This window comes from Streptomyces sp. Root431 (assembly GCF_001426585.1).
Lineage (GTDB): Bacteria > Actinomycetota > Actinomycetes > Streptomycetales > Streptomycetaceae > Streptomyces > Streptomyces stackebrandtii.
Map to the genome: position 1 here is coordinate 156913 of NZ_LMEI01000001.1, position 17827 is coordinate 174739.

Genomic DNA, 17827 nt, shown 5'->3' on the forward strand with positions numbered 1-17827 from the left:
CACCAGCAATGCGGCGATCACAGCGCCCCAGACCAAGGCGCCTATGAGATACCCGGCTGACTCCATGGATCTCCCCCTCGTGTGCAGCCCCGCTAACGGCTGATGGGAATCTCGTAGACGATCTCGCACAGGGCGGCAGGGACGACGATGTCAGCCGTCTCAACCGGCCGGCCCTCGTCGCTGTAGTACGTCCGCCGGATGTGCGTCACGAGAGAGGCCTTCTGGATCCCCAGGAGCGACGCCTCCTCGGCGGTGGCCTGCCGCGGCTCCGGCTGCTCCACTGCATGGCTGACCGTGATGCCGATCTCGGCCATGCGATTCGCGACGCCCACCCCAGCGTGCGGCCCTCCCTCGGGAAGGACGACGACGGTGCCGGCGGTGAGGTCGTACGGCTCCCAGCTCGTAGACAGTTGTACGGGCCGCCCGTCGGCAAGGAACTCGTACACGGTGCGGACGCACAGGCCTCCTTCGGCGATACCGAGACGCGCCGCGATCTCCGCCGGCGCAGGAACCTTGGCCTCGGTCCGGCTCTCCCAGTCCCCCAGCTTCCCCACGGCGTTCATGTCGGCGCGGAACGGAGAACCTCCCCGCTGCTCGCGCGCCGACGACCGGACCACGCGCACACGCTGACGGGGTTCGGCCACGTACGTACCGGAGCCCGCCCGGCCCTCCAGGACCCCCTGCGAGATCAGTAGCTCCTGAGCCCGGCGCACGACGTTCTCCCCGACGCCGCACTCCTCGGCAATCTGGGCACGCGAGGGAAGCCGATCCCCCGGTGTCCACTCCTGTTCCGCGATCTTCTGCCGGAGTACGTCAGCGATGCGGAGATAAGGCGGCTGCTCAGGCATATGGAAAATCTAGTCCACTAGCTCTAATCTAGTTAACTAGCTTCACGCAACGTGATCACCGGTGACGGAGGCTTCCCTGTGCCTGCTTCGGACGTAACCGCGGAGGACATCGCCGCCCGGTTGTCCGCCATCGGACTCACCACGCGCATGGAGGAACACGCCGCACACACGTCGATCGAAGCGGAGGTACCGGAATCCCTCCCGGCCGAGTCATGGCGGGAGGCCCTGGAGGTGGTGGCGGAGGCCGATCGATTCGGGCTCGTCGCCACCAGCCTGAACGGCCGCACCTTATGGGCCGCCGTACAAAAAGCGGTCCCCGCGACAGGCGACGTCCGGGGACCTGGCCGTCAGCGATAGGAGCTGATCAGCGTGCTCAACCGTATCCGCCGCGCCATCACGCGCACCAGAGAGCGGTACCTCCCGAAGGGCCGGCACCGCCGCGCCTTAACGCCCGTCCATCCGACGGTCATCCACCTCGGCCTCTCCGCCCGATCAACGCTGCCCACGGGCCAGCGCCGAGACCGCACGGAAGTCCTCCTGGGCGAGGACACCGCGCTCGTCCGCCCGTACGTACTGGCCAACGAGGAACGCGCACCGCGACGCCAGGACGCCGCACCTCACGACTTCCTCACGCTCACCTGGTTCGCTCCGGCGGAGGCCCTCTGATGCCTCGCCGTCACTTGCCGCGCGTGACACACCCCGCCACCCCCTACCGATCGAGCGCATGCCGGATCGGCACACACCACGAGTGCGCCCACTCCTCCCCCGCCGCGGCGCCGGTCGACATCCCCGTGATCTACGAGGCATGCGACTGCCCCTGTCACTCGGCGAGCACCCGTCACACCCCGACGGAGGCACCCCAGTGAGGGGATGGGCGCCCAGCGGCGCGCTGGCCTCCAACGTCGAGATCACCTCGACCAGCGTGCAACGGGGAGACGTCATCCAGATCGGCGGTCAGCCGTGCCGCGTAGCCGACCTCTTCCAACTCCCCGGCGGCGCCAAACGCCTCCTCTTCGAATCGGGCGAGCTGCTGACGATGCACACCCGGACCCGACTCATCGCCCTGCGGATGATGAGAGGCGGTGACTCGTTCCGTGCCTTCCCGCCGCCACACCATCGCCGATGACCTCCGAACCCAAATCTCGACGGGCCGCCTCAAGGCCGGCGAACGCCTCCCCTCGGAGACCCAGCTCGCCGCCCACTACAAGGTCAGCACGCCGACCCTGCGGAACGCCCTCGCGCTCCTCCAGGCCGCGGGACTGATCGAAAAGGTCCACGGCAAAGGGAACTTCATCCGTTCCCCACTCCGCCGCATCACGTACACCGGCGGTGGCCGCACGCCCTTCGATCCCACACTCCAGGTCAGCATCCGCACGACCAACCTCCGGGCGCGGGGGCATCTCAGAGCCCTACTGAGGGTCTCGTCCAACAGCCCCTTGACCGAGTTCCTCTGCGTCACCCACGAGGGAAAGTCGCCCCACAGCCTGGCCCGCATCTACGTCCCCCGCGACCTGGCGCCGACCGTCCAACTCGGCTTGTCGGGCGGGCTCCAGGGAACGGAGGCGACACCAACCAGGATCCGAGAGACGGTCACCGCCCGCCTCCCCACCCCGGAGGAAGCGACCACACTCAGGATCAGCTCCGCTCTGGCTGTACTCGCGATCACCAGCGTCGCAACCGACGCCACCGACCGCGTAGTAGAGGCCGCGCTCCTGGTCCTCCCCAGCGACCGCGCCGACGCAGTCTTCACCGCCCACCTGACGACCGAAGAAATGAGGGAGACGGAAGGATGACGCCTCACAACGAACTGCGGCTCCTCCCTTGGTCAGGCCCCGACGGCAAACCGTGCTTCCTGAGCACCGCCGATAGCAACAGCCGCCTGTCCCGCCTGGCCGACAACGCCGAAGCGACTCAGCTCGGCTTCGCGGCCGAACTCTTGGACCACGCATCCGCGGTACTCGGCGACGGAGAGGCGGACCTGGAAGAGGTGCGAGCCCTGGCGACGGACCTCACGGGAGTCCTGCGGGAGACGCTGCGAGTAGCGGAGAGCCGCGGTCACCGTTTGCTGGCTCCAGGCCCGGGCACCCACGTCGACGACACCGACGACCCCACGCTGCCGGCGGCGGCCTTCGGCTAGCGGGCCACGGACCCCAGCAACGACGAGAAGCCCCGGACTCAGTCCGGGGCTTCTCTGCACACGGCTCCGGAGGCCCATGCGTCTCGGGTGTACTGCCAGGTCAGAGGGCTAGCTCGAATGTGATCACGAGGCCCCGTCCACACATAGGCCGCGCGCCTGGATCCTGGCGTCGAGACTCCGATGGGACTGCGCTGCAGCGCCCAGGGCGACTAGTCAAGAAGTCCGAAACGCTCGCGCACGCGATCGTCCAGCTTTCCTTCTTCCAGGTCGCTAAGCGCGGCTGCGTACCCGGCCAGGGCCGCCTCGTGTACGAGGTCGTGCACTTCGACCGGGATCATCGCGTAGACGCCCGAGCAGATGTTCTCGGCTGCGTCGTGGGCTGGGCGATAGTGGGGATCGCGGATGTTACCGCCCAGATGACGGACAAGATCGTGTATGTCTTTCTGCAGGTCGTCGGCCATGCTGAGCCAACTACCCCTCCCTACTGAGCGACAACCTCACCGCCAGCCATGAACAGGTCAGTTCTCTTCCCGTCCACAGATACGGCACTCAAGACCCGCTTGCGACGGCATCATGGGCGCCATGGATGCGGGGATAGCCGCCGTGCTGGGCGCGGGAGTCGGAACATTGGGCATGATCGTGACTGGCTGGACCGCGAGGTCAGCAACCAAGCTGCAGATGCGCAACGAGTCGCTGCGTGAGCGAAGGGAGCCACGAAGAGCCTCCTATGAGGCGTTTTCCTCGGCTGTTACGACGCTCCACGATCACCTACAACCCTGGGTGCACTTCGGTCGACTCCTCAACCGGTCGAAAACCTCTGACGACGGGATCACAAACGCTGTGGCATTCCTGAAGCACAGTGAGTTTAAGGATGGCTATGTCGATCAGGCCCTTGCGCTCGCTGACGAGGTTAGCCGATACGGCCGGCACGTTGTCCTGGACGGACCGGCGGAACTCGAACCGTTCGTAGCCAAGGTGGCGGAGCTTTCGAGTGACCTCGTAGCCCCGTTTCGAATCCTGCTGAGCTTCGCTCGCCTCTCCGACGAGGTAGGCGACTCAAGCGTTGCTTACGACACCTCACAGTTCCCTAAGAAACTGAAGCAGTTGGACCATGGGGTGCGAGAGTTCCTTCAACATGCGAGTTCGGCGCTGGACCGTGACGTCGCCAGGTGACCGAGCGGTCGACGGACTCCCCATGACTCCAGTCAAGCCTCGATGACTGTGTCATGGAGCGCTGCTTTGTAAGCCTGAAGACGGCGCTGACAGGTCTTCGCTGGTCACTCGCCGTCGAGACTGCTGGGTGCGCCAACGTAGCGGCGCATCGCTACGTCCCCCAAATGACCGCAGCTGACCCATGCTCTTGGAACGGATCTGGCACGCCGACAGCTGCCTTGCGAGTCTCTATATCGGGGCAGTCTCCTGCCACACGCGCAGCGCGATAGCGGAGCTACGTCGCACCGTGCGCCCCGTCGCGCGCCGGATGCACACTTGCGCTGCTGACCCTCACGCTGCACGGTTCCGTTGAATGCTGCTCGGCACTCAGGTGCCACAAGGGGGAAGGGCGGTAGGCCATGGGGACCGTGACGGGCTGGGCTGAGAAGACCTTCGGCGACGCCGCAAGGCATTTGACCGACCTGATCCCTGCCAGCCTGGTTCGCGCCCACGACCGAGCGCGTAGCGGCCACGAGGGAGTGCAGACCCAGACGTTAGAAGCATACGGACACGGCCTGTACGCCGCTCAGTACGAAGAACTGGAAGTTGGCCTCGCCTCGCTCCCCGCCGCCGCACCGGTGCGCTTACAAGGACGAACCCTCGTGGTCCTGGGCGACCACGTGATCTATCCGTTGCGCTACGCGAAGAAGGACGTACCCGTCACGGCAGCACGACTACGACGGGCCACGGGCTTCCGAGCCGACCTGATACGCCGGCACGGCCCTGAACCCATGCAACAAGCTCTCGATCTGGGCATCGACGAGTTGAACGAGCAAGAGCCACACCCTGACCTCGCCTTGCTGTCAGAGGACGTCAAGCTCGTCCTCGTCGCCTACGCCTGCTCCATGGCTCAGGGCGTCATGCGCATCGAGTGGGGCTCCGCGGAACTGCGCCAAGAGGACCGATACCTCATCTGGCACCATCACGAGCAACTTCATCTGCCGCCACGTCAAGAGACACCCCATCTTGCCTGACCGCCACCCCCGGGGGCGAACCAGTAGGTGGGGCACCCCCTGACCTGCGGCTTCCCGGGTCACCCTCGTAGCCGACCTGTCACCGTTGGTCGCTGCCGATCGCCCTTGAGCCCCCTCGCACGGCACAGGGACGGCCCGGCGGCGCAGCCGGCAACCTCAACATGAGGCAGCACAGTTGGACTGGTGACACGGCGCCATCAGGATCGGCTGGGCTACGATGCCGCATCCAGGGGTTGTGGGCACCGCCCACGGTAGAGGGGGACCGGTGAGCGCCGTCACCTTGAAGCGAGAGCTAGATATCGCCAAGCGACTCCTTTTGAAATCGCAGGCCGCCTCAGAACTGCCCGACATAATCTCCCATGCAGACCTGCATTACCAATGGGGTCCAATCAGGGAAGAAATTGATCGACAACTGCAGGCCGAAGAATGCGGCCCCCTCAATACGGAAATCCTCGATTACCCCAAAGGTGCGATCGACGTCCGACCACTTAGTCGATTTTCCGTGCGAGATCACCTCGTGTACGACGCGCTCGTATATCGCCTTGCTGCAAAAATCGACGCCACCCTATCCGAGAGCGTATACAGCTATCGCTGGCAACCGAAAACGAGCCAGCTAGGCTTCCCCATTACCTCGTGGCTCAGAATGCGAGACTACGCTACTCGACGCATCAAGCGTGACCGGTCGCTTCGAATTGCATCGACGGACGTCTCATCCTTCTACGAGCATGTCGACATAGCCACGCTCACCGACGACCTTCATGCGGTAACGCCAGACATGTGGACTCTCAAGCGACTGGAGAGATTCCTCAAAAATTTCCAGGACATAAATCACGCATGGGGACTCCCCCAAGGGTCAGACGCGTCAGGAATTCTTGCGAATCTATACCTTTCTCCCGTAGATGAGCACCTGCGAAAGAGTGGATTCACTTTCGTTCGATACTCAGACGACATGATGATATTTCACCCCGAGTGGAATGCGCTTCGGGATGCACTCGCGGGCACAAACAGAATTCTTCGATCCCGACGCCTCTCCACCTCAGGGAGCAAAACTCGAATATGGGAACCAGCGGAGGCAAAGACTCTCCTGGATGATAGCTACAAGACCGCACTCGCCTACGGAATCACAATCTCCGCACCTGGATCCAAGGATGAGTTGCGGCGCTACTTCAGCTCGATTACAGCCACGGCGTCTCCGGACATGCGGGATCTAAAGTTCGCCCTGAACAGGCTTAGGCAGACACGCGACGACTACGCCGTGCAGTGGTGCCTCGAAAACCTCAAGTACGTCGCAAACCTTGCGCGCGAGATATTCAACTATTTCGAGTCGATGCCGGGCTGGTCTTCACGCATAACGAAGAGCCTCAGCGATTTCATGGAAAACAGCGAGAGCCGCAGCTACCCCTACCTGGAGCAGCGAATCCTGAAGTACTTCATAAAGTCAGGAATTCGAGATGAGGTGATGCTGCAAAGAGCATGGCACATCCTCCAGGACCGCAACCGGGTCAGATTCCCGAGAGAATTCGCCGCAAGGTACATCGGAAATCACGCTCGCCTCGCCGAATCTCAGCTCTTGTTGCACATGTTCGAGGGGGAGCCGGACAGTGACATGCGGCGAGCGCTACTAGTGGCTCTATACGATGCAAACTATTGCTCCCCTAGGCTCCTAAACAGGGTGACGGGAGCTTTCCCCGACCTCAAATGGATCTGCGGATACCTAATAAACTCTCCACAACTTCCTTTGACCGGAAAGGCAGTGTCATGGCTCTGAGTGATGACGAAATAGCTCCGTACCTCACGGAGCTTGAAAGGCTCCAAGGTAACTCTCTTTATAGCGCCCAGGCTTATTTCGAAGCGGCGAAGTTCTCGGAGGCCGTCGGACGCCTATTCGTCTTCCTGCCTGCTCTGGTATCAGCCATTGCTGGGGCCATCATTGCCGCCGGTGGTGCCAAAGCGTGGGGGATCGCTTCTGCCGTGGCGGGAGCCGTGGCCGCCACGGCGTCGTATTTGGGCTCCGAAAGAAAAAGTACTTCATATAAGTCTTCGGCTCGCAGCTACACGGGGCTGCGGCATCGCCTCGCATTTGAGGCGAGCCTCCTGCGCAATAGGTCTACGATCACAGAGGTAGAAGAAACCACGCGCTCCCTGTCAACGGAGTACCAGAAGATCGTGTCTTCCGACGATCCCGTGCCAAACTTCCTTTACGAAAGAGCTAGAAAGCGAATCAACGGAAATATTGTTTGACGAATTTCCATTGCTGATGATCTGGGCTGGCTGCGACACACAGTTCTCATCCGATGGCCTCTGCCGGCAAGCGCCCCAGCTCCCATCCCGTCTGCCGTCGACCCACACACCGTGGAGCAGGCGCGGTGCCGGGCGTCCAGGTGGAGCGCGCCACTGTACGAACGACCTGGACGCCCGGTGCCGTGTCTGCTCGGCTCTGCCTGGGTCGACGGCAGGCGGGATGGGAGCCCCCACCTCCACCACAACACTGCCGGCAGACGCCCACGGGCCCCCTCCATCCCGGAGCCTGAGCGCTCCCGCCGGAGGCATCGTCCTGGCCGGCACGTCACCGTACTCGCCCCGGCCACGCCGTGGTTCTTCTCGCCCATCAACCCAAGCTGTCAGGCGTGCGGGCGGCGGCCGGGCTGGAGCGGGGCGTAGACAGGAGCGCAGGCCCGGGCGACGGGCCGCGCGCACCGCGCCGTGCGCGGTGGGTGTCTTGATGAAGTAGAGAATCTCTTACCGCGCCGGTTCCGTGGCTTCTGGTGCGCTGCCTTGCTCTGCGAGGAACTCGTCGAGGAGCGCGAAGAAGAGCTGGATGGCTGGCATGCCCCTTCGCTCGGCCTCTCGTTCGGTCTCGGCAGCCCACCCCAGCGCGCTGGGGTACGACATGCCAAGCCGTTTCCAAAGCCACTCGCTGAACGGGCCACCGTGGGCGAAGTCGGAATCCTCGTCAACGCTATGGATCTCCAGGGCGACCCGGTAGCCGGTCAACATAGAGTCGAGATGCTGAATAGAGCTGCGTCGGATCCACATACCTGGGCGCAGTCGCACCTCTTCGAGCAGGTCATAGACACCCTGCAGCTCGCTGAGAGGGCGCGGTGCTCGTCTGGCAGGCGTCGATTCGGTCATGCGCAGCACACTAGTGACGGATGAGCTGCTTGCCGTCGTGGCTTCGGACGTGGGGGCCGTTTCCGTCGACCGCGTCCAGGAGGCGGATCGCGTAGACCTCGGACATTCGGTCCTCGATCTCTGCCGGTGTTAGCCAGTCGACCGCGGTCGACTCGGCCGATGTGCGCTCAATGCCGCCTGACGGCTTGCAGCGGAAGACCAGGGCGACGATGCCTCGCGTCGTGTTCTTGTAGACGCCGGTCAGCTCGTCTACCTCTACGTGGATGCCCGTCTCCTCCAGGACCTCGCGGGCGACGCCGGCCTCGGGGGCCTCAGTGAGTTCGAGGACTCCGCCCGGGAGTTCCCACGTTCCGTTGTCCGCTCGGCGGATCGCGAGGAGGCGCCCGTCGTCGCGGACCACTGCTCCCGCCACAGACACGGAGTGCAGTGGCGTTGACTGGGCTTCGCGGGCGCTGTTACTCATGTACAGGAGCATAGGAGAGTGAGTAGGACCGTGGGAACTTCAGTGGGAGGTGATCGGGCCGTACCGCGGTACGTGCAGATCGCCAACGAGATCGTTCAGCAGATCCGGGCCGGCGTCCTCAAGCCCGGCGACATGGTGCCCAGTGAGTCGGAGCTCGTAGAGCGCTATGGGGTTGCCGGGGGGACCATTCGTAAGGCCATGGTTGAGGTTCGGGCCAGTGGGCTCGTTGACACTCGGCACGGGAAGGGCTCGATCGTTAAGGATCGGCCTCCTGTGCGGCTCCGCTCCTCAGATCGGTTCCGTGCCTCGCACCGGCGGGGCGGCAAAGCCGCGTACCTCGCTGAGTCCGCGCAGTCCGGCGCCACCGCGAAGGTCAGCGTCCTCTACATCGGGCCTATGGAAGCGCCGGCGGACATCGCCGAGCGGCTCGGCGTCGACGTGGGTACGCAGGTGCTCGCGCGGCGGCGTCTGTACTTCCGGAACGGGACCCCTGTTGAGACAGCCTCGTCGTACCTGCCGTGGGATGTCGTCAAGGACATCCCTGAGTTGTTCGCTGAGAACCCTGGGCCTGGCGGCATCTATGCCCGGCTCGAAGACCACGGGCACACCTTCGTCGAGTTCGTCGAGACGCTTCAGGCGCGGCCGGCCGCGAAGGCAGAGGCTTCGGAGCTGGCTCTGAGTCCCGGAGCTCCTGTGGTTCACCTACTGCGGGACGCGGTGACCAAGAAGGGGCGCGTCGTCGAGGTCTGCGACACCCTCATGGCCGCTGACCAGTTCGTCTTCCAGTATCGGATCCCCGCCACCGACTGACGCTCGCTCAACTCCCCACAGCCCGCTGCGGTTTCTTCTTCGCAGCGGGTTGACTCATGTACAGGAGTCAGGCACTCTTCTTCATGTCACTCCTATACATGAGTGACGGAGTTCATCATCTATAGAGGAGTGATCCACTGTGCGTCAGATCCCCGTCGACACGTCCACCGCGATGGTGATGGTGGCCCAGCCCCCGGCCCCGAAGATCGCGAACCGGCAGACCGGCGAGGTCGCCACCGACCGCGAGACCGGCGCGACGCTGATGACCGTTGACGTCATGTTCGTCATGGACGGCAGCGCCGAGATCCTGAACCTGGTCGTGCCCTCGACCGGGGTCTCCGGCGAGCTGACGATGGGTACCCCGGTCGCGCTGACCGGAGTCGTCGCCCGGCCGTGGGAGAACGAGTTCAACGGCCAGAAGCGCCACGGCATCAGCTTCCGCGCCGTCGCCGTCACCTCCCTCGCCGCCGCGAAGGCGGCCTGATCATGACCGGCTTATCGGTCGCCCTCGCTCTGGTCGCCTCCGTCGCACTGCTGCTGCGGTGGCAGCGTCCGGCCTGGTACTGGATGACCTTCGGCATCCTCTTCGCGCTCGTGCGGGTCCTCGGCCGGTACTCCTCCGTGATGGACGCGTGCGGGCTGACCGTCCCGCCCCCTCGCTGGCGCCTCGCGGTGGCCCGGATGACCGGCCGGCCCATCCCGGAGGCTCGGGCGCCTCGGATCCTGCGGCTGCGGCCCACCCGGACAGGGCTGGTGCTGCGGGTGAAGCTCCGGCCTGGTCAGGACGCGTTCGACTTCTCCGCCGCGTCAGACCGGCTGCGGCACTCGTTCGTCATGCGGAACGTCACCACCCGGGAGATTCGATCCGGTGTTGTCGAGCTGCGGATGACCGGTTACGACGTCCTCAAGCGGGTCCAGATGCCCGCTCTGCCTGATGGTGGGGTGATGCGGGTTCCGGTCGCCATGCGGGAGGACGGAGAGGTCTACTACCGCGATTACCGACAGATCCCGCACGCGTTGAACGTCGGTGCCACTCAATCAGGTAAGTCCGTCTATCAGCGCAACCTTGTTGCCGCTCTCGCCGCGCTCGATGTTGCCCTGGTCGGGATTGACTGCAAGCAAGGTGTCGAACTCGCGCCGCTCGCCCGTCGGTTCACCGCACTCGCCGACAATCCCGACACCGCGGCCGACCTCCTCGACGCGCTCGTCGGACACATGGAAGGCGTCTATCAGCTCATCCGACGCGAACAGCGGCTGAGTGCGGATCTCCCTGATGCGGATATCACCGCGGACATCTGGGACCTGCCCGATCACCTCCGCCCGACCCCGATTGTCCTGATGGTCGACGAGGTCGCCGAACTCGCCCTGTTCGCCACGAAGGACGAGGAGAAGCGTCGGGATCGGATCATTACCTCCTTGGTCCGTCTCTCCCAGCTCGGCCGCGCCGCCGGCATCTATCTGGAGATCTGCGGGCAGCGCTTCGGCTCCGAACTCGGCAAGGGCATCACCATGCTCCGTGCCCAGCTCACCGGCCGCACCGCCCACCGCGTCAATGACGAGACCAGCGCCAACATGGCCTTCGGGGACATCGCGCCGGATGCCGTGCTCGCCACCATCCAGATCCCCACCGACCGGCCCGGTACCGCCGTGGTCGGCGACTCCTCCGGCGGCTGGGTCCGCATCCGTACGCCGCACCTCACCCTGCGACGGGCCGTGAACACCTGCAACGCCCACGCCCACCGCACTCCGGAGATCCCCGCACTGGACGCCTTCCGGCCCGTCCTGCCGCCCCTGGCCAAGGCCTCGGAGCCTTCTGCCGCTGTGGCTCCCGCAATCGCCTGACACCCCTCGCTCCACGGCTGGCGTGACCGCGTCACGCCATGCCCCTACCCCTCCCATGCCCAAAACCGGAAGGAGGCCCCCGCGATGCGCTCGACACTGCGACCTGACGCCGTTCTCGTACAGGCCGTGATCGCCGGTGCCCTGTCGTTCGCCCACCTTCACGACCTCGCCGAAGCGGCTGGCCAGACCGGATGGAAGGCGTGGGCCTACCCCGTCTCCGTCGACCTCCTGCTCGTCGCCGCCTGGCGCCGCCTCCGGAGCCTCCGGGCCGCTGGGGACTCCGCCCGCTCCGCGTGGACCTGGTTCACCGTCGCCCTGGTCGCGTCGCTCGGCGCGAACGTCGCAACCGCCGGACTCCTCGACCTCACCGACGTGCCCGACTGGCTGCGCATCCTCGTTGCCGGATGGCCCGCTCTCGCCTTCCTCGGCGGCACCCTCCTCGTCCACACACCGGCCGTGCCCACGACGGCGCCTCATCCCGTGGAACCCGTAGCCGTCGACACGGTCATCGGGCGAAGCGACTCGTACGAGCCGGATGCCGGTCCCGCATCTCCGTCAGCGCTACCCGTCATCGAGCCGGAGCCGGAGCCCGCAACCACCGCCCTCGCTGTCCCTCCAGCTCTGGTCGCTCACGCCCAGAAGGTCGCTGCCGACCATCGAGCCCGCACCGGCTACCCGATCGACGCCGACACCCTGCGTACCCGCCTCGGCGTCCCGTCCCAGATGGCCGACGCCATCGCCGCCCAACTCGCCTGAGAGAGAGATCCATTCATGCGCGACTCGACCCGGCATGCCTTGGAGCTTGCCGCCGAACTGACCCGGAACAACCGCCTCGTGGACGCCATGGCCATCGCCGAACCGGTGATCATCGCCGCCGACGAGTTCGAGTCGGCCGAGATCCGCCAGTGGCTCCGCGAGCACGCCGACGACTTCTCGAAGGAGGTCTGAGCGATGGCCCCTCGCGATCACTTCCACTCCGTGATGCGGATCGGCCCCGTGCAGATCGGCACCCACCGCGACCGCCACGGCCACACCAAGTACGCCGCCGTCTGCACCGCCGACCGCTGCGGCTGGTCCTCCGACTACTCCAGCTCCTCCGCCGCCCAGCTCGCCGCCCGCACCCACCGCTGCCGCATCGCCAACTGAACGGATACCGCTCGTGGACGTCCCGCTCTGGCTCGCCCTGGTCGTCGTGGGCGCCCTCGGCATCAAGCTCATCCGCCCGCCCTGGTGGCTCGTCGCCGTGATCCTCCTCGGCGGCTACCTCCTCGCCGACAGCCTCTTCGCCCCGCTCATCGACCCGATCACCAAGTAGGGAGACCCGCCATGTTCCGACCGCGCATCCCGGTCAACCCGCTCCCGACCGGCATCGTCAGCCCCCTCATCCAGCCGACCACCGCCACGGCGACCGGCATCGAGTCGCCCACCTGCCACCACGCCCACACCCCGGCCCCGGCCCCGGCTTCTCCGCGGGCTCAGGTCCCGGTTGTCCGCCTTACCCCGACCGGCCTCGTCACGGTCGTCGCCAGCGGCGCCGGACTCGTCCTCATCATCGGCACGGTCCTCGTCTCGATGCTCCTCGCCGTCGCCATCAGCGCCGCCTCGGTCGCCGTCTGCGCCGTCGTCATGCGCTCGCTCCTCAGCAGCCAGCACAAGCACCGCTAGTCGGGCTCCCGGGCGGCTCAACCGCCAAGTCTCCGCCGCCCGGGAGCCCCGCCCCTACCAAGTCCAGAGAACAGGAAGGCGCCCGCCCATCATGGCCGACCACCACCACGCCCCCTTCACCCTCCGCCTGGCCACCCCGGCGGTGGCCGCGTGATCGAGACCCCGCCCCTCATGGGACTGGACTCGGCCACCCTGAGCGACATGCTCCGGCTGGCTGCGTCCCCCGGGTACGACCGCTGGAAGGATCAGACCCACCGCACCGGCGGCTGCTCCAGCCCCATCCACCTCACCGGGTGGACCCTCTCCCGGGACAAGACCACCGGCGAGACCCTCCACCGCTACTCCACCGACACCGAGCCGGACGGGCGCCTCCGCATCGCCTGCGGCAACCGCCGCGCTTCCCGCTGCCCCTCCTGCGCCTGGACCTACGCCGGCGACACGTACCACCTCATCCGCGCCGGCCTCGCCGGAGACGACCGCCGTGACATCCCCACCGCCGTTCGCGACCACCCCCGCGTCTTCCTCACCCTCACCGCCCCGTCGTTCGGACCGGTCCACAACCGTCCCGGTACGCGCTCCTGCCGCTGCGGTATCCGGCACGCTGAGGACGCGACCGAGCTGGGTACTCCCCTCGACCCCGCGTCGTACGACTACGAAGGCGCCGTCCTCTTCAACAACCACGCCGGACAGCTCTGGCAGCGGTTCGCGACCCGCCTGCGCCGAGAGGTCGCCGCCTCCGCCGGACTGTCCCAGCGAGCGCTGAAAGACGTCCTCCGGCTCTCGTACGGGAAGGTGGCCGAGTTCCAGAAGCGGGGCGCCGTCCACTTCCACGCCGTGATCCGCCTCGACGGACCCGACGGACCGGGCACCCCGCCCCCGTCCTGGGCCACCGCCGAGCTCCTCACCCAAGCCATCCACACCGCCGCAGCCCACGCGTACACGACGATCACCGTCCCCGCCGTCGGCAATCAGCCCTCACACCGACTGCGCTGGGGCACCCAGCTCGACATCCGGCCCGTCAAAGCCTTCGGCGACGGCTCCGCCATCACCGAACAGGCCGTCGCCTCCTACATCGCCAAGTACGCCACCAAAGCCGCCGAGACCACCGGCAGCCTCGACCGCCGTGTCGGTAACCGCGAAGCCCTGCTCCTCCTCGGTGTCCCCGACCACACGCGCCGCCTCGTCGAAGCCTGCTTCGACCTCGACCCGCTCTACCCCGACCGCCGGCTCCTCGCCTGGGCCCACATGCTCGGCTTCCGCGGCCACTTCTCCACCAAGTCCCGCCAGTACTCCACCACCCTCGGCGAACTCCGCCAGACCCGCGCCGACTACCGCGCCGCCCAGGAACGCACCGCCCGCGGCCTGGACGCCATCGAGCCGGACACCGTCCTCGTCCTCACCTCCTGGCAGTACGCCGGCCAGGGCCACTCCCCCGGGGAAGCAGCCCTCGCCACCTCCATCGCCCGGGACATCCAGCTCAACCGCGAAACCGCCCGGGAAGCCCTGCGCGACCAACTGGCCCTGGAAGGAGCCGCAGCATGACCATCGCCACCGCCGAACTGCTCACCGTGCCCCAGGTCATGGCACGGCTCAAGCTCGGTCGCTCCACGGTCTACGACCTCATCCGCTCGCGCCGCCTGACCTCCATCACCATCGGGCGGGCGCGGCGCGTCCCCGCTGATTCGGTACGGGACTTCATCAATCACGAGATCGAGGAGGCAGCCTGATGGCCACCCCGCGCAAGCGCAACCCGAACGGCTCCGGCACCATCACGAGGCGCAAGGACGGCCGCTACCAGGCCGCCGTCTACGTCCTCCAGCCGGACGGCACCCGCGCCCGCAAGTTCGTGTACGGCAAGACCTGGGCCGACTGCGACGCCAAGCGCCGCGCACTGCTGGAGAAGGTCGACAACGGCATCCCGGTCCCCACCCGGTCCATGAAGCTGGCCGAGTGGCTGCCGTACTGGCTCGACAACATCGTCAAGCCCCGTCGCAAGCGGACCACGGCCGCCAAGTACGAGGTGCACGTCCGGCTCTACCTCGTCCCGATGATCGGCTCCAAGCGGCTGGAGTCCCTCAGCGTCGCCGACGTACGGAAGTTCGTCGTCGCGTTGGAGAACAAGACCAGCGCCGCCACGGCGAAGGAGTCGCATCGCGTCCTGCGGACGGCTCTCACCGCGGCCTGCCGCGAGGAGCTCGTTACACGGAACGTCGCCACGCTCGTCGAGCCGCCGACAGTGGCGGATCGGGACCTGGACCCCTGGTCTCTGGACGAGACGCTCGACTTCCTCACCGCTGCCCGGAAGGACCCGCTGTACGCCGCGTTCGTGCTCGCCATCGCACTCGGCTTCCGCCGCGGTGAGATCGTCGGTCTCCGTTGGGAGAACGTCGACCTCGACAAGCGGGAGATCCGGGTCAGGACTCAGCGTCAGCGGGTCGGTGGAGAGGTGTACGAGGACGACCCCAAGGGGCGGCGCCGCAAGCAGACTCTTCCCCTGCCCGGGATCTGCGTCGCTCCCCTGCGCTGGCAGCGCATGCGGCAGGCAGCCATGCGTGAGCAGGTCGGAGAGAAGTGGGAGGAGACCGGCTACGTGTTCACCACCCGCACCGGCAAGCCGATCGAGCCGCGCAACCTCTACCGCTCGTTCACCCGCGTCGCGAAGAACGCCGGCCTTCGCGTCATCCGCCTGCACGATGCCCGCCACGGGACGGCGACGCTCCTCACCGCCGCCGGCGTCGCTCCCCGCGTCGTGATGGAGATCCTCGGACACAGCCAGATCGCTGTCACGATGAACGTCTACGCCCACGTCGTCCAGGACACGCAACGCGAGGCCGTCAGCCACATGGACCGGCTGCTCAGGAGGCGTCCCCGGTCATAGGACCTTCGAGTTCAGTTCGCCGGCTCGCCTGATCGGCTGCCCAACGGAGGACAGCGTCACGGACCTCCGTCTGGGAAGCCGATCGCGTCCGGTAGCGCTCACCGGTCGTACTCGCTTGGTGTTCCACCTCGTAGGTGGCGTCCTCGGCAAACAGGACCAGGATGTAGCAGTCACCTTCATCATGGTCGGTCAGCCGCTGGAGAAGCAGGTGTTGCCTCTCTTGCAGTGCGGCGAGCAGCGCCTCGATGGCACGGGCGTCGGGGTCGTGCACCATCCGCCCGTCATCGGCCAGCGCAATAAGACTGACCGGCCCGAGACCTCTCCTCTGCTGCCCCTCCTGGGTCCACTGCTTCTCCTGGGCGTTCAGGAGAGGCGGCGGAACCGGGGGGCCGTCAGGGTTGTAGACGGCTATGGGGTCGTCCGGATCGGACCACGACCCCACCGTCCACAGGCGGTACATGTGGACACCGCCCTCCGCCAGCGACACCGCGAGAGTTGCCGGCGCCGGAGGGCCGGGAATGCAGCGCCCCACGTCCTCCCCGTACGGGCCACCATGGAAGATCGCGTGCATCCAGCCCTTCGGCGGTCTCCCGGTCGTGTCGAAAACGTCCTCCACCGTTCCCCCTTCGACGGAATCGCAGCCCTGACGCTCACCACGATCGACCGGACGACCCCCAGGCCGCGGTGACCATGGACGTTGATGTCAAAAGTAGATGTCAAAGGCCCCTCGCCATGATCGGCGAGGGGCCTTTGCACTGGTGGGCGCGGACGGTTTCGAACCGCCGACATCTGCTTTGTAAGAGCAGCGCTCTACCCCTGAGCTACGCACCCGTGGAGGAGGCAACAGCCTACATGGCCGAGGGGTGGGGGCCGAATCCGATGAGGGCGGGCTGGGGGTAGCCCCACCTTGGGGACGGTGGGTCGCCGGATCGTGACGGGGGGTGGTGGGTTCGTAGCGTGGGGGTCCGACGTTTTCTTCTGGGGGTTCGATCGTCATGGGCGCAGCACGCCACCCGTTCCGTGTGTCCTTCGCCGTCGGCGGGGTCTTCGTCGCCGTGTTGGCGCTGAGTGGCTGTGGGACGGCCGATGCCGGGGAGGCGCCCGTGGAGAGGCGGACGTTCGCGTTCGACGGGGACGCGCTCGTCGTGGACTCCGACGATTCGAAGCTCGTCGTCACGGCCGCCGACGTGGACGACGTGGTCGTCGAGCGGCAGGTCGACGGGTGGGTGTTCATGGGGTCGGGGCCCGATCCGAGCTGGAAGCTGGAGGGTGGGCGGCTCACGTTGCGCGTGGACTGTGACGCCGTCTCCTCCAACTGTGACGCCGTGCACCGCGTCCAGGTGCCGCGCGACGTCGCCGTCTCCGTCGACAGCGAGAACGGGGACGTCACGGCGGAGGGCTTCGCCACGCCGTTGAAGCTGCGGTCCGACAACGGGGACGTGCGGGTGGCCGGGAGCAGTGGCGCGCTCGATCTCGGTAGTGAGAACGGCGACCTTGTCGTCGACGGTGGCACCAGAGCGCCCAAGGTGCTCGTGCGGTCCGACAACGGCGACGTGAGCGTCGCCCTCGGGGCCGTACCCCGGCAGGTCGACGTGGGCAGCGAGAACGGTGATGTCGAGGTCGTGCTGCCCTCCGCCGAGTACGCGGCCACCGGCTCCAGCGACAACGGTGACGTCCGCATCGACGTCCCGCGCCGCGACGGCAGCGAGCATTCCGTGAGCGTCCGCAGTGACAACGGTGACATCGTCGTCCGAACGGCGAACTGACCGGCCCGTGTGTTCGTCCTTACCGGGTGGGAGAATGAACCCGGACCGGGGACGGCGACACAGCACGGGGAGAGGTACGTGGCGGCGAGCGACGGCAGGA

Annotated in this window: 26 protein-coding genes and 1 tRNA gene; 21 read left to right on the forward strand and 6 right to left on the reverse strand. The window is 66.4% G+C overall.

The window, feature by feature from the left end:
• Nucleotides 1–92: 92 nt before the first annotated feature.
• The gene (locus ASC82_RS00700; protein ID WP_056639899.1) at nt 93–848 is read right to left on the reverse strand and encodes a GntR family transcriptional regulator; all 756 of its coding nucleotides are present in this window, start codon (nt 846–848) and stop codon (nt 93–95) included.
• A gap of 78 nt (nt 849–926) precedes the next feature.
• Between ASC82_RS00700 and ASC82_RS00705 the strand changes: the two genes are divergently transcribed.
• The 5 genes from ASC82_RS00705 (at nt 927) to ASC82_RS00725 (ending at nt 2985) form a co-directional block, all read left to right on the forward strand.
• Complete coding sequence (locus tag ASC82_RS00705) at nt 927–1205, forward strand: hypothetical protein (RefSeq protein WP_056639901.1); 279 nt, start codon at nt 927–929, stop codon at nt 1203–1205.
• A gap of 12 nt (nt 1206–1217) precedes the next feature.
• Entirely contained in the window at nt 1218–1514 is a 297-nt protein-coding gene (locus ASC82_RS00710) for a hypothetical protein (RefSeq protein ID WP_056639906.1), read from the forward strand.
• A 196-nt stretch (nt 1515–1710) separates the two neighbouring features.
• Entirely contained in the window at nt 1711–1974 is a 264-nt protein-coding gene (locus ASC82_RS30855) for a hypothetical protein (RefSeq protein WP_024761256.1), read from the forward strand.
• Nucleotides 1943–2641, forward strand: coding sequence for a GntR family transcriptional regulator (locus tag ASC82_RS00720; protein ID WP_056639908.1), 699 nt, complete (start codon nt 1943–1945; stop codon nt 2639–2641). The genes ASC82_RS30855 and ASC82_RS00720 overlap by 32 nt, the downstream gene beginning before the upstream one ends.
• The gene (locus ASC82_RS00725; RefSeq protein ID WP_056639910.1) at nt 2638–2985 is read left to right on the forward strand and encodes a hypothetical protein; all 348 of its coding nucleotides are present in this window, start codon (nt 2638–2640) and stop codon (nt 2983–2985) included. Before ASC82_RS00720 ends, ASC82_RS00725 begins: the two co-directional genes overlap by 4 nt.
• Before the next feature lie 209 nt (nt 2986–3194).
• Here the strand turns inward: ASC82_RS00725 and ASC82_RS00730 are convergent, their stop codons facing one another.
• Nucleotides 3195–3446, reverse strand: a complete 252-nt coding sequence (locus ASC82_RS00730) for a hypothetical protein (protein WP_056639913.1) — start codon at nt 3444–3446, stop codon at nt 3195–3197.
• A gap of 121 nt (nt 3447–3567) precedes the next feature.
• Here ASC82_RS00730 and ASC82_RS30275 point away from each other — a divergent pair, with 121 nt between their 5' ends.
• From ASC82_RS30275 to ASC82_RS30280, 4 genes are all read left to right on the forward strand, one after another.
• Nucleotides 3568–4158 (forward strand): hypothetical protein, encoded by a 591-nt coding sequence (locus ASC82_RS30275; RefSeq protein WP_157863419.1) that lies wholly within the window; start codon nt 3568–3570, stop codon nt 4156–4158.
• A gap of 398 nt (nt 4159–4556) precedes the next feature.
• Nucleotides 4557–5171 carry a hypothetical protein gene (locus ASC82_RS00740; protein WP_056639919.1) on the forward strand — a complete coding sequence of 205 codons (615 nt, stop codon included), beginning with the start codon at nt 4557–4559 and terminating at the stop codon, nt 5169–5171.
• Between the two features lie 265 nt (nt 5172–5436).
• The gene (locus ASC82_RS29135; RefSeq protein ID WP_157863420.1) at nt 5437–6939 is read left to right on the forward strand and encodes an RNA-directed DNA polymerase; all 1503 of its coding nucleotides are present in this window, start codon (nt 5437–5439) and stop codon (nt 6937–6939) included.
• Complete coding sequence (locus tag ASC82_RS30280; protein WP_157863421.1) at nt 6930–7412, forward strand: hypothetical protein; 483 nt, start codon at nt 6930–6932, stop codon at nt 7410–7412. Before ASC82_RS29135 ends, ASC82_RS30280 begins: the two co-directional genes overlap by 10 nt.
• Nucleotides 7413–7910: 498 nt before the next feature.
• Here the strand turns inward: ASC82_RS30280 and ASC82_RS00755 are convergent, their stop codons facing one another.
• Together ASC82_RS00755 and ASC82_RS00760 are read right to left on the reverse strand one after the other, a co-directional pair.
• Nucleotides 7911–8303, reverse strand: a complete 393-nt coding sequence (locus tag ASC82_RS00755) for a hypothetical protein (protein ID WP_056641372.1) — start codon at nt 8301–8303, stop codon at nt 7911–7913.
• Nucleotides 8304–8313: 10 nt separating this feature from the next.
• Nucleotides 8314–8778: an NUDIX domain-containing protein gene (locus ASC82_RS00760; RefSeq protein WP_056639927.1), complete on the reverse strand. Its 465-nt coding sequence runs from the start codon at nt 8776–8778 to the stop codon at nt 8314–8316.
• 18 nt (nt 8779–8796) lie between these two features.
• On the opposite strand from ASC82_RS00760, the gene ASC82_RS00765 reads away from it, so the two are divergent.
• The 11 genes from ASC82_RS00765 (at nt 8797) to ASC82_RS00805 (ending at nt 15961) form a co-directional block, all read left to right on the forward strand.
• Nucleotides 8797–9576, forward strand: a complete 780-nt coding sequence (locus ASC82_RS00765; protein WP_107105804.1) for a GntR family transcriptional regulator — start codon at nt 8797–8799, stop codon at nt 9574–9576.
• A gap of 139 nt (nt 9577–9715) precedes the next feature.
• On the forward strand, nt 9716–10060 hold the full coding sequence (locus ASC82_RS00770) for a hypothetical protein (RefSeq protein WP_024761265.1): 345 nt from the start codon (nt 9716–9718) through the stop codon (nt 10058–10060).
• A gap of 2 nt (nt 10061–10062) precedes the next feature.
• On the forward strand, nt 10063–11418 hold the full coding sequence (locus ASC82_RS00775) for an FtsK/SpoIIIE domain-containing protein (RefSeq protein ID WP_056639933.1): 1356 nt from the start codon (nt 10063–10065) through the stop codon (nt 11416–11418).
• 84 nt (nt 11419–11502) lie between these two features.
• Nucleotides 11503–12174, forward strand: a complete 672-nt coding sequence (locus ASC82_RS00780) for a DUF2637 domain-containing protein (RefSeq protein WP_056639936.1) — start codon at nt 11503–11505, stop codon at nt 12172–12174.
• A 15-nt stretch (nt 12175–12189) separates the two neighbouring features.
• Entirely contained in the window at nt 12190–12366 is a 177-nt protein-coding gene (locus ASC82_RS30505; RefSeq protein ID WP_199862446.1) for a hypothetical protein, read from the forward strand.
• A 3-nt stretch (nt 12367–12369) separates the two neighbouring features.
• Complete coding sequence (locus ASC82_RS00785; protein ID WP_056639939.1) at nt 12370–12564, forward strand: mobile element transfer protein; 195 nt, start codon at nt 12370–12372, stop codon at nt 12562–12564.
• 13 nt (nt 12565–12577) lie between these two features.
• Nucleotides 12578–12733, forward strand: coding sequence for a hypothetical protein (locus ASC82_RS29805; RefSeq protein ID WP_107105786.1), 156 nt, complete (start codon nt 12578–12580; stop codon nt 12731–12733).
• 11 nt (nt 12734–12744) lie between these two features.
• The gene (locus ASC82_RS00790; protein WP_056639942.1) at nt 12745–13083 is read left to right on the forward strand and encodes a hypothetical protein; all 339 of its coding nucleotides are present in this window, start codon (nt 12745–12747) and stop codon (nt 13081–13083) included.
• 171 nt (nt 13084–13254) lie between these two features.
• Nucleotides 13255–14625, forward strand: a complete 1371-nt coding sequence (gene repSA, locus ASC82_RS00795) for a replication initiator protein RepSA (RefSeq protein ID WP_056641374.1) — start codon at nt 13255–13257, stop codon at nt 14623–14625.
• Nucleotides 14622–14810, forward strand: a complete 189-nt coding sequence (locus ASC82_RS00800) for a helix-turn-helix domain-containing protein (protein WP_056639946.1) — start codon at nt 14622–14624, stop codon at nt 14808–14810. The genes repSA and ASC82_RS00800 overlap by 4 nt, the downstream gene beginning before the upstream one ends.
• Entirely contained in the window at nt 14810–15961 is a 1152-nt protein-coding gene (locus tag ASC82_RS00805) for a site-specific integrase (protein ID WP_056639949.1), read from the forward strand. The genes ASC82_RS00800 and ASC82_RS00805 overlap by 1 nt, the downstream gene beginning before the upstream one ends.
• Here ASC82_RS00805 and ASC82_RS00810 read toward each other — a convergent pair.
• Both ASC82_RS00810 and ASC82_RS00815 read right to left on the reverse strand, forming a co-directional pair.
• Nucleotides 15939–16577 carry a hypothetical protein gene (locus ASC82_RS00810; protein WP_056639953.1) on the reverse strand — a complete coding sequence of 213 codons (639 nt, stop codon included), beginning with the start codon at nt 16575–16577 and terminating at the stop codon, nt 15939–15941. The genes ASC82_RS00805 and ASC82_RS00810 overlap by 23 nt on opposite strands.
• A 140-nt stretch (nt 16578–16717) precedes the next feature.
• Nucleotides 16718–16792 (reverse strand) — tRNA-Val (locus tag ASC82_RS00815).
• A 272-nt stretch (nt 16793–17064) separates the two neighbouring features.
• On the opposite strand from ASC82_RS00815, the gene ASC82_RS00820 reads away from it, so the two are divergent.
• Nucleotides 17065–17727: a DUF4097 family beta strand repeat-containing protein gene (locus ASC82_RS00820; RefSeq protein WP_347336062.1), complete on the forward strand. Its 663-nt coding sequence runs from the start codon at nt 17065–17067 to the stop codon at nt 17725–17727.
• Nucleotides 17728–17827: the final 100 nt, after the last annotated feature.